Annotated in this window: 11 protein-coding genes; all 11 read right to left on the bottom strand. The window is 56.5% G+C overall.

The genetic code is table 11. The features are described 5' to 3' along the window. Positions 1-167: 167 nt before the first annotated feature. Positions 168-1,664 (bottom strand): L-lactate permease, encoded by a 1,497-nt coding sequence (locus AMA01_RS12945; RefSeq protein WP_156468462.1) that lies wholly within the window; start codon positions 1,662-1,664, stop codon positions 168-170. Positions 1,665-1,689: 25 nt separating this feature from the next. Continuing rightward, the gene (gene larC, locus AMA01_RS12950; RefSeq protein WP_195867466.1) at positions 1,690-2,832 is read right to left on the bottom strand and encodes a nickel insertion protein; all 1,143 of its coding nucleotides are present in this window, start codon (positions 2,830-2,832) and stop codon (positions 1,690-1,692) included. Between the two features lie 13 nt (positions 2,833-2,845). Beyond that, positions 2,846-3,760: a molybdopterin-binding protein gene (locus AMA01_RS12955; protein ID WP_067851623.1), complete on the bottom strand. Its 915-nt coding sequence runs from the start codon at positions 3,758-3,760 to the stop codon at positions 2,846-2,848. Between the two features lie 6 nt (positions 3,761-3,766). Continuing rightward, positions 3,767-4,588, bottom strand: coding sequence for a hypothetical protein (locus tag AMA01_RS12960; protein ID WP_067851625.1), 822 nt, complete (start codon positions 4,586-4,588; stop codon positions 3,767-3,769). Between the two features lie 3 nt (positions 4,589-4,591). Beyond that, entirely contained in the window at positions 4,592-6,034 is a 1,443-nt protein-coding gene (locus AMA01_RS12965; protein ID WP_067851627.1) for a hypothetical protein, read from the bottom strand. Further along, positions 6,031-6,681 (bottom strand): 4Fe-4S binding protein, encoded by a 651-nt coding sequence (locus AMA01_RS12970; RefSeq protein WP_067851629.1) that lies wholly within the window; start codon positions 6,679-6,681, stop codon positions 6,031-6,033. The genes AMA01_RS12965 and AMA01_RS12970 overlap by 4 nt, the downstream gene beginning before the upstream one ends. Further along, complete coding sequence (locus tag AMA01_RS12975; protein ID WP_067851631.1) at positions 6,678-7,535, bottom strand: LarC family nickel insertion protein; 858 nt, start codon at positions 7,533-7,535, stop codon at positions 6,678-6,680. The genes AMA01_RS12970 and AMA01_RS12975 overlap by 4 nt, the downstream gene beginning before the upstream one ends. Next, on the bottom strand, positions 7,516-8,286 hold the full coding sequence (gene larB, locus AMA01_RS12980; RefSeq protein WP_067851633.1) for a nickel pincer cofactor biosynthesis protein LarB: 771 nt from the start codon (positions 8,284-8,286) through the stop codon (positions 7,516-7,518). Before larB ends, AMA01_RS12975 begins: the two co-directional genes overlap by 20 nt. Positions 8,287-8,294: 8 nt before the next feature. Further along, a complete protein-coding gene (gene larE, locus AMA01_RS12985) occupies positions 8,295-9,137 on the bottom strand; it encodes an ATP-dependent sacrificial sulfur transferase LarE (RefSeq protein WP_067851635.1) in 843 nt (280 codons plus the stop codon). Between the two features lie 98 nt (positions 9,138-9,235). Beyond that, positions 9,236-10,048, bottom strand: a complete 813-nt coding sequence (locus AMA01_RS12990; protein ID WP_067851637.1) for a helix-turn-helix transcriptional regulator — start codon at positions 10,046-10,048, stop codon at positions 9,236-9,238. 31 nt (positions 10,049-10,079) lie between these two features. Beyond that, the coding region (locus AMA01_RS12995; protein ID WP_156468463.1) for an AMP-binding protein at positions 10,080-11,018 on the bottom strand (939 nt) is incomplete at its 5' end.

An 11,018-nucleotide genomic window follows, 5' to 3' on the forward strand; every position in this document is an offset into this window, starting at 1 on the left:
TCGAGATCTGTCCCGATGTTGCCCGACCCCACAATGGCCGCCGCCAATTTTTTCATCCTGCGCATCCTTCCTTTCGTCGTATCCTGCCGCTATCCCCACTGTAATTCCGCGAGGCTGGTCGCATTTTCACATCGCATCTGCCAACATCTTCGTCCTTTTGCCACAAGTCACACATGCGACGCCCAGACCAAGAACTCAGCGAAGGCCACCCAACCAACAGCCAACAGGCTCCAAGGCACGAGGCGTCGCAAATACTGCTCTTCTTTCCCCTGCTCGTTCACGAAACTCGTTGCAAACGCAATGCGCGATGGGGCGATGTATGCCGTCTGAGCCGATGCTACATTCTGCCCGACGGCGAGCATCGTGATTGGTAGATGACTCCCATGTGCCATCTGAACCTGGAGCGGTGCCAACATGGCGTTCGAAGCGGTGCTCGTACCAACCATAAATCCTCCAAGAGCAGCCAGAAGAGGAGATGTCAACAGCACCGCGACGGCGCCTAGTCGTGCAAGGTCGGATCCGAGCACGTGGAACATGCCGCTATCGGCCATCCAGGATGAAGTTGCCATGAATGCGACGGTGGCCAAAATGGGTCTCCATATCTGACGATACGTGTTGCGCACGGACTGGACGCACAGACTCCATCGATGACCGCCACGCCCCAGAAGTGCAACAGCCAAAAGGCAAGCCAGAAACAACGCAAGTCCGGGGTTCAGGAAAAACGATACGTGTACGCCATGATTCCGCATGGACCATGTCATCCACTTCGCCAAGCGCTGATGCAAGCCCGGAATGCCGTCCACGGTAGCGAGATAAAACACCACGAACGCGTAGGGCAAGACGACGCGCCACATGCTCAATTCCGGTTCACAGGCCTCATCCTTGTTCCTTTTATCCGACGGATACGCTCGCGTAAAGCACCAGAGCATCGCTCCCAGGCAAACCGCTGCACATCCGCCAGCAATGGACGGCTCGATCCATCGACTCACCACCCATGTAACGGTTCCCATGACCGCGGCACTCAACAAGACAATCGTCCTACGCCCCCGAATGCCCTTCCATCCACTCGCGATCACGGCGATGAGACACAAGTACAGGAACGCAAGTGGCCATGACACAAGCGCACTATCGCTTGCGAGCACGCCCAAAGGAAGGCCGGTGAGCTCGCTCGTGGCCATGGAGCTTGCCCCATAGGCGCCCCACGGAATCCAAAATTGCGTGAGTAGAGAAAGCTGCACGATTTGCGCAGACGACCACCCAAGGCGTCGATAAAGAGGAGCTACCATCACGATTCCTAAGCCAAAGCCGCTCGCCCATTCGAACCCCGTGCCAAGCGCTCCTGAGATGAAGAGAGCGCTCAACACCTTGTCTGTAAACGATGAGGATACTCTTCGCGCTAAAACATCAATTGCGCCCGTGCAGGAAAGCACCTGATAAAGCAGTGCTCCGAACGCAAGTACGGTCACAATGGGCAGCGCGGATATGAAAGCATATGACATGGCATCCGCACACTGGCTCCAGACCATATGAAACGGCGTCGGCAACATGCACAGTGCCCCGACTAGAGCCCAAACAGCGACGGAAACCATGTGGCTTGGCATCCGCAATGCCAGGAGCAGAAGAACGCTCGTCAAGATAGGCACCAGTGAGATGACAGTGGACATCGTTTCCACACCCACGCCCCCAGCTTTATGGCGTCGATCCGTCGAGCGTCCGATACACCGCTTCGTAAACCTCTTTCACCGAAACCCCGTTCTCCTCCGCCGCCCGGCGCGCCTCTTCATATTCCGGTGCTCGGTTGACGATCACGCCGTTGTCGTACGCCACCTTGACCCGAACGAGTCCGTATGGAGTCTTCACATTGACGAATTCACGAGTGAGTGCACGCTTCTGCACCTCGTGATACCTAAGGCCAATCGAGGTGGTCTCACGGAAGATCACCCGCTCTACCTCAGGCAATTGCTCCTTCGCGCACAACACCGTGAGCAAGAATCCGACGCGTCCCTTCTTCATGTGCACAGGTGTCAAATATGCATCATCGGCACCCACGTCCAGTAGGCGAGGAATGAGGTGCGTCATCCATTCGGGGTTCATGTCGTCGATGTTGGTCTGCACCACGTAATGAGAAGGTTGATTGATTCCCCCGGCCATCAAGCGGCACGAGGCGTCGGGTGAAAGCTCCCCCACAGATGTCCCGATGTACGTCGCCATTTGGAGACCCAACGCATCCTCGCCGAGTCTGATGTCGGAATACGTGAGGGCAGGCGGATCAAACGATGCCACGGACTTCAAAAGGGCCACAAGGTCACGTTTGACTGGCACGTTTGGGCGAAGCACAATGGGTACACCGGCGAACAATCCTCCCGGCTTGAACATGGGTCCGTCCTCGCTGTCGACCCATCGGTTCCACTCCGGGGAGCCAACCAGGCGTACGCAGTACACCGCGGTGTCCGCGCGCAAGGCGAACCAAGCAGCGCAAGCTACGAGCCAAGCAGCGCTCCAACCGTGCACCTGGTCATCGCTTGAAATATCCAGATGTTGAAACGTCTTTGACAGAATGCCTGCCGCTTGGCGAATCTCATCGCCGGCCGCGGAAAGCCTGGTTACGATGTCGCCGGCGCGAACCCACTCGGGTATTTCGCCTCTCCACCCCCGCGCCAGCATCGACTCGGACTTCGGCACGCCACGCATACCCAGGCTTACGCGCGCACCCAATGCAGTGCTCGCCGCGTCACTCGCAATCCACGAATCGTGCTCGCCATAGAGACAAGCGCACAGCGCTGCTGAGCTTGCGCCTCGATAGCCGTCCACCACTAACGAAAGCTTATCCACGCCCGCGTCCTCCTCAACCGCTCGGCGCCGCGTCATGTCCGTGCTCTTTCAGATGTCCATCAGGGTGCCCCCACTTGTCTCTCAGCGTATGGGCCATCGCTGCAGCGATCATCGGTGGAGATGCGTCGAGCAGTGTGCGAATCGCCTCAAAACAGCTCACCACTTCGTCGTGAGGACCCGGAAGGTTCACAATCGTGGTGATCCCGATCCGGCCGCAGCCAACGCGAATGCCAGGCTTCTGATGGCGATGACTGGGCCGTTCGAAGCGCACAACGTAAGGTGCAGCCACTTGGTCACAGACCGCCTCCATCGCCTCGACATTCACATCCTTGGCTTCAGCCCCGACGCCCCCTGTGGTCATTACAAGCCCATACCCTTCCTCAATGGCACGGTTGAACGCCCCAATGACCGCGTCGACATCGTCAGGAAGAATGGGGCCCCGCTTTACGCGATACCCCATGCGTTCGAGCTCGTCGGCAAGATAGGGTGTGTTGGTGTCTTCGATCATCCCCTTCATCACTTCGGACCCCGTTGGGAACAGGATGACTCTCTGCCTCACGCGCTGTGTGATGTCTTGCCCCATTCGCCCCGACTTCTCGAGTAGCTCGCTTCTCATTTCTTGCGGAAGGGCGATGAGCCCCAGAACACCGTCCGCGCTAACCCGCGCATCCCGCGCCAGCGTCACGCCTTTCACAGCTCCGAGTGCGGACAGTAGTTGCGATTCCCGGCCCACCACTGCTTCGGCAGGAAGCTCGTGAAGCAGGACATCAAGCGCCACCTCATCTTCTCGCACGTCGATGACGATTACCCGTTCCTCTGGCAACTGCAGGCACGAAGCCACGGTTCGGGCAAGATCTCCGAGATGACAGTCCATTAAGCGAATGCCTTGTACGCGGATTTCCGTTTTGCGGAGCAAATTATATTCCATATGGCATCAGCTCCCGGCTGGATGTCGTCTCTCCACATCAAGGCGCAGATCGAGAAGCGGAGCATCCAAAATCGCGCCACCAATGTCCACTGCATACACCTCAAATCTGGACGCCAGAACCATCAAGGTTGCGGGCGTCACACCCCCGGCAAAAGCGACACGCGCTCGCGCCTCTGGGCGTGATCGAACAATTCGACAGACGACGTCGAGGTGAGCAAGCGACCCTGTATCGACCATGAGGATATCCGCGCCGTGCTCCAGCGCTTCTTTCGTCTCCGCACCGATGTCGCCCCATTCGCCCCGGAGCTGCACGACCTTCACCCGATCAGGAAAAATCGAAGCAGCGGTGAGTGCCTCGCGAATCCCGCCAAACATTCGTAGATAGTTTTTGTCAAGATAGACAAACGGCTCATCGACCATCCGCAATGCGACACCCGCGGACACCAGCGCCTTGTGAAGCAGCGGTTTGACCTCGTTAGGGACTTTCTTCCAACCTCCGCACACAAGCCGCATGTTCGGAGCTAAGTGCCGGAGTTCCGCAGCCCGCGTCGCCCAACCGGACGCCATCATGATGGGCCCCAAGATACGATCCTCGGCCAGGGCTATCGCTTTTGCCCCACCCTGAAGGGACAGGAGGATATCTCCCGAAGTGACCCAGTCCCCATCTTGTACTTCCGCTGATATTGCGACCCCTATAGCGTTGGCCGATGCGAGCGCTTCCCCGATGCCTGCCACGAGCCCCGGTCCCGTGGCCGTGACCCTCGCGCCAAAAACCCTATCGCTTATTGGAAGAAAGAGCGGATCGCGGATGTCGAACGTTTCCGCCACGCGTCACGCCTCCTGAGCCAGCGCCGACAACCCGCGCTGTTTGAGCCATTTCGGAAGCAGGATGGTATCGACTTCGCGGCTCGCCTTCGGCGCCAATCGGCATAAGTCCTCGGCCAGAGATACGCTGACATTGATGCCGCCCACAGCTCCATCAAAGGCTATCACCTTATCGGTTCCCGTCGTGCGGTACGCGAACGCCATCGCCTCGTCGAGATTGGACGCGATGAGCGCGTACTTCATGTACTCCAAGTTCTGCGGGTCATGCTCGAAAATCTCCGCCTGTTTCGTGCCCACAACGATGGTGGGGAGATGTTCTGCAAAAAACGCGCTTGGATATCCGATCCACGCGTAGTTGTGCACCACCATTTTGATGGCAGGGTTGACTGGCGGCACATCTGGCACGAGCGGCCTGCCGTCCTTTCCGTACAGCGCTTCGGTGTACCAAGTGTACGGGGGCAGCTTGACACTCAGATCAAAGAGATCTACGTTTGCCCCGACGAAATTGCAATAGATTACACCTGCCGAGAAGACATATGGAACCGGGCAAGGAAAATCGAGGCCGACGATACATTCGTCGATCATGCCGAGCAAATGGAATACTTTTCCGTAGTATCGCAGACCATCATACATTACTGTGTCGTTGATCCGATACAGATCGTTGTCCGCTTCAATGCTCACGACACCACCTGGCGCCATGTTCATAAACACTGCACCAACGAACTTGCTCTGCACAAACTCAGATTCGAAGATGGCGCGCGCGGTAAAATTGGCAGCCCGAGGCCCAAGATTTTGATGATAGGTGGAACGGGTTTCTATGCGCGCGTACGACATTCCGAACGGCTTCACGGCGCGGTCAACCTGTCGGTGAAAGTGGACTTCCCGCACGTCGCTGTTGTGGACATGGATGATCCAGTCAGCGTCGTAAGCGCGCTTCAATCCGTATAACGTCCCAATCTCTGTCTCTATAGCAATCCCCTCATCAATTGGAGCCATGCCTAGGGCTCGATCGAAGTATTTCTTCAGTTCAAATCTTTGAATGTACTCTTCCGTCTCCCTGAATCGAAGTCCTACACCCGCACGCAAACGAACCTCCTTGGCTCCCGTGCGCGATTTTACAACGTCGTACACCGTACGGAGCATTTCTGCGTATGGCTCTCCACCCAGCAATGTGAATCCGTGGTGAGACGCGAGCACGTTCACGGTGTCACCAGGTTGGATCATCGACAGGTCCATGTGTTCCATCGCCGACTCGGTCGCCCGGCGGATGGCTTGAATGCCCTCTTCGCCCGGATACAGCACCTTTGGGCTATCTGGAAATAGATCCTCCAATAAGACGGATGTCATGTTCGGGAGGTCAGCCATCCTTCTCGTGACGAACTTCGGGTCAACACCGTAACGAGAGGGCCGCGGGGGTAAAGGACGAATGGGAGGGCGTACGTAGGTCATTTGATCTCCTCCTCCTGTTTTGGTTCAGTCATTTTCTTTTGAATACTCTGCAAAAATTCGATATCGTCATCGAAATAAAAGCCTCGAGATGCGTACTTCGCCTTTACCTCGTCTGGGATATCCCAAATGGTCGGCGTGGATCCGTACCATTGGTAAAATCCTTTCTGCGGGCTAGGTTCAATTCCAGCAGCCCGCAGGAGCCGCATAGCGGGCTGGAGACATTCCACAGTACAGCCCGTTCGCAGCCCAGTCGCGCGAGAAATGTCGTCCGGCGTCTTAGCCCCCTTGAGAATCGCGGCGGCCACCTCCTCCGCTCTCGTGCCTGTGCAATAGCACACTACCTGCTCGGGATGAAATCGAGCCTTCGCACACAATTCATGGACCGCATCTGGGTCCACCTCGTCCACATCCACACCGATCGTGTACGGTTCGTCCAAATACTCCATCTGAATGGCATCAAACGGGCAGCGTTGCTCGCACGCCGTGCAGCCGGTGCAGTACTCGGCGTCAAGGACAGCAAGCTTTTTGTATGGGTGCCCGTTCAACGGCTCCATGCGAATTGCGAGCGTCGGACACACCTGTGCACAAATCTTGCAACCGGTGCACTTGTCATCTATAATTTTCGCAATTGTGTTTACCAGCCTCATGTCACCAAACCCTCCTCCACGTGCAGGGGATAATGCTCAGAACGATTCTCGCTATGCTCATGCCAATCATGGTCGTGGTGGTGTACGTGGCCTCCGTGTGCTCTTGGGAGGCGGAGAGCGTGCGTATCGCTCGGCCCAACATCTGCCCACTCTCCAAGCGAAATGCGAAGCACATTCGCAACCGGGAGATCTTTCGTCCCAGCACCATAGCCAATGGACTCCACCCGCATGGACCTCAAAGGCATCGGTTTGGCGAGCACCCGGATGATAGCAGCGCCCGTCGGTGTCGTGGTTTCTCCCCACAGCCCGGAGGAATAAATGGGCATTCCTTTTAACAAAGCCAGCGCGGCCGGAGCCGGAACGGGAACTCGACCGTGTGCGCATAACGCGCTCCCGCCTCCAACTTCGATGGGCGAAACGTAACAGTCCGGTTCCCCCGCCAAATGCCATGCCCACATCGTCCCAACGATGTCCACGATAGCATCGATCGCCCCGACCTCATGGAAGTGGATGGATTCAGGCGACGTGCCATGAATGGAAGCCTCAGCGACGGCGAGTTGGAAGAATGCCTCTTTCGACTTTTGCCTGACCACACCTGGAAGATCTGTCCCATCAATAATTGACTCGACGTCTGCGAGATGCCGATGCACATGCCCCTCCTCGTGCCGAACCAAGACCCTCATGGCTGATATTTCCTGTTTGATGGTGCGGACGATTTCAATTTCGCCCTCGCCCGACATCAGCGGGCGGACACCTTTCAACCACACATCTTCTGAGATGCCCAAATCCAACCAGGCGCCAAGGAACATGTCACCGCTTGCCCCTGCAAAACAATCAATCTTCGCGATGCCCATGGACGCCCTCCCCAAGCTCGTTAATCATGTGTGCCAAGTAACCCGCGCCAAAGCCGTTATCGATGTTGACAACCGAGGACCCTGGTACGCACGAGGTCAACATGCTCAGCATGGGTGTGAGCCCTTGCAACTGCGCACCATAGCCCACACTTGTCGGCACGCCAATGACTGGTTTGTCGATCAAACCAGCAACGACACTCATCAGGGCTCCTTCCATCCCCGCCACGACGATCACGACCCTCGCCTGGCGAATGCGGTGGATCTCGCGGAGCAAGCGATGAAGACCTGCCACGCCGACATCGTACACGCGTTCTACGCGGCTTCCCATGACGCTCGCTGTGAGCGCGGCTTCCTCGGCAACTCGAAGGTCCGACGTTCCAGCTGCCAACACCATCACCGATCCAATCTGCCGTTCCGAACCTCGCCGCACCACAATAGCTCTAGGCACGGGATGGTATTCGGCGTCTGGCACCATGTGCCTCACGAGCTCAAACGTCTCTACGTCGGCCCGTGTTCCGAGCACATTTGACTCCCCGCGTGCCGCTAGGCGAGCTAGGATCTCGGCGGACTGCTCCGGTGTCTTACCTTCGCAATACACGACTTCCGCAAACCCGCGTCGGCGAACGCGATCGTGATCTATGCGAGCATAACCAAGGTCTTCAACCGCACTTCCACGCAACTGATTCAACGCATCTTCCGCAGACAGCAGTCCCGCTTGCACGCGCTCTAAAATTTCCCTGGTCGATGACATGACTTCCCTTATCCCACCTGTGATGTTGACTTATAAAGCCGAGTTCCCAACACTTCATTTCCACTGCCAGTTCGATAGCCTTCTAAATCAACACTCACATACGAATAACCAATCTCCTTCAACTTGGCCAGCACCAATTCTCTCACTCCAACCAATCCGGGGATGTCTTCCGGCGGCACCTCGATACGCACCATAGACTCACCGTGTTGGCGAGCGCGCACCTGGCGAAACCCGAGATCGCGAAGGAACGACTCCGCTTGATCGATTTTCTGAAGTTTCTCGCGCGTGATCCTCTCGCCATACGGGATCCTCGACGACAGGCACGCAAACGAGGGTTTATCCCATGTCGGCAAGCCCATCTCGTACGACAGCTGACGGATCTCCCGTTTGGTCAATCCACACTCCAGCAACGGGGCCCTCACCCCGAGTTTCTTTGCAGCCTGAAGCCCTGGACGATAATCGCCCAAGTCGTCCGCAATGGCCCCGAACACAACATGAGGGAATCCTCGCTTGGACGCGAGAGCCCAGAGGTGATCGAAAAGGTTTTTCTTACAAAAAAAGCAACTATTTGAAGGATTCTCAACATATCCAGGAATGTTAAGTTCACTCGTCTCCATGATTTCGTGCGGCGCTCCTAATTTCTGGGCAACCTGAATCGCCTCATTTCGTTCGCGCGCGGGATACGTCTCAGAGTCCGCCGTGACTGCGAGCACATGGTCGCGGCCGAGCGCGTCAAGCGCCGCCTTCAGGAGAAACGTGCTGTCGACTCCGCCGGAGAAGGCCACCACCACGCGGCCCATCTCGCGAATTGCAGCCAGCAGGTTCTCATATTTCTTACGAATGTCCTCCATGCCGCTCGCTCTCCTCTGCCTCGATGCTTTCACCCCGAGGAAACGCTTTCAGACTTCACCTTCATTGTATCGTCGGCCTGCACCGCACCTTTCGGGATTCATTCGCGCTCAGTTTTGTTTTCTTGAGCAGGTTCCGCGTCGGAACGCTCCTTGAGCGCACTCATCATGGCACGGTACTCACTCGGTGTTCGGCCCACGATCCGCTTGAAAGTGGTTGAGAAATAACTGGAATTTGAAAATCCCGTGTTATTCGCGATGATCTCGATAGGCAACGATGTCACGCGGAGTAACATCTTGGATTTTTGAATTCGATACTGGGTCAGATAATCGATAAATGTCGTGCCAACTTCAGACTTGAAGAGACGGCTGAAATAGGAAGGGCTGAGGTAGACGCGTTCCGCCACCTCCTGAAGGGAAATGGGCTCATGGAAGTGTTCCTCAATGTAGGCAATGGCGCTTTCAATAGGGTTACCGAGATCGGCCGGCGATTCCTGCCGCGCCACCAGAGCGCGCTTGGCACCTTGGTGAAGTGAGTGGCGCAGATCGTTCTGAATCAGCCGCCCGAAAATGTGATACAGATCCTCGCGAATGACGGGCTTGAGGAGATAGCCGTCGAAGCCGTGGTTGATAGCTTGGCACACCAGTTCGAACATTTTCAACTGACTATGGACCACTACGTGAATCAGTGGATCGTGCTCTTTGATTTTGCGGCCAAAGTCGAGACCGCTCGCATCAGTCACAGCCGGATCATACAGAACCAAAAAAGGGTGATGCTGCCGCACGATCGGGAGGGCGCGTGCGGTACTGTCGGCTTCGGTGACGCGAAGATACTGATATTCACCCGAAGACAAAAGCCCCCGCACATGCTGGCGTGCCGCCAAATCTTCGTCAACAATCAGCACGTCACACATCGCGCATCCCTCCTCGAATCGCTTTTCAAGGTCAGTCGCTCCATTCGACAAGAGCACGCCGGACTACTTTGCCGGACCCGTCCCTCGGAAGGCTGTCGACAAAGACGTATTTCCGCGGTCGCTCAAATTCCGACAGGCGACCGTCTTTTTGACAAAATCGGTCCAATTCAAAGGGAGTGACTTCTTTGCGGCGCGAGACGACGAACGCCGTCACGATGTGGCCCAGTTGGTCGTCCCGTTGCCCAACCACCGCGACTTCCTGCACATCCGGATGATGTTCCAACACGTGTTCAACTTTTCCAGGCCACACGCGATCCAGGCCCGAAACCACAACGTCGTCGGTCCGGCCGACGATATAGAGGTCGCCGTCGGGATCGCGCATGCCGAGATCTCCTGTGTAGTACCATCCATCGCGAATAGCCTGACGGGTTAAATCCGGCCGATTCCAGTAGCCCTTAAATGCTTCCGGAGATGCCATGTACGCGATCACCTGTCCGACATCGCCCGGCTCAACCTCGTCATCCGGGGAGGCTTCAGGGCGAAGCGTGACGACGCGAACAAGCTGATTGATCCCAGGCCTGCCCGCACACCCTGGCTTCTCACGCAAATACGAGCAGGTCGTGAAAGTGTGAATTTCGGTGCTTCCGTAGTGGTTGAGAAACACCTCGGGCTGAAACACCTCGAAACACGTGTAGATGAGCGTTTCAGACATTGGAGCTCCCGCGTATCCGATCTTCTGGATTTGACGGAGACGATCCGGATCCACTCGGCGCGATTGCAGAATGTATCGATACATCGCCGGCATCGCGTACAAGCACGTGACAGGATGGAAGTGAAGCGTATCAGCAAGAGATTCCTCAGTCACATCATGAATGACGATGTATCTGCCGTTCAGAAAGGCCATTGCCAGATATGAATGGATACCCATGGTGTGATAGAGGGGCATCATCCCGAGCATGACGAGCCTTTT

The sequence above is a fragment of the Alicyclobacillus mali NBRC 102425 genome (assembly GCF_001570745.1).
Lineage (GTDB): Bacteria > Bacillota > Bacilli > Alicyclobacillales > Alicyclobacillaceae > Alicyclobacillus > Alicyclobacillus mali.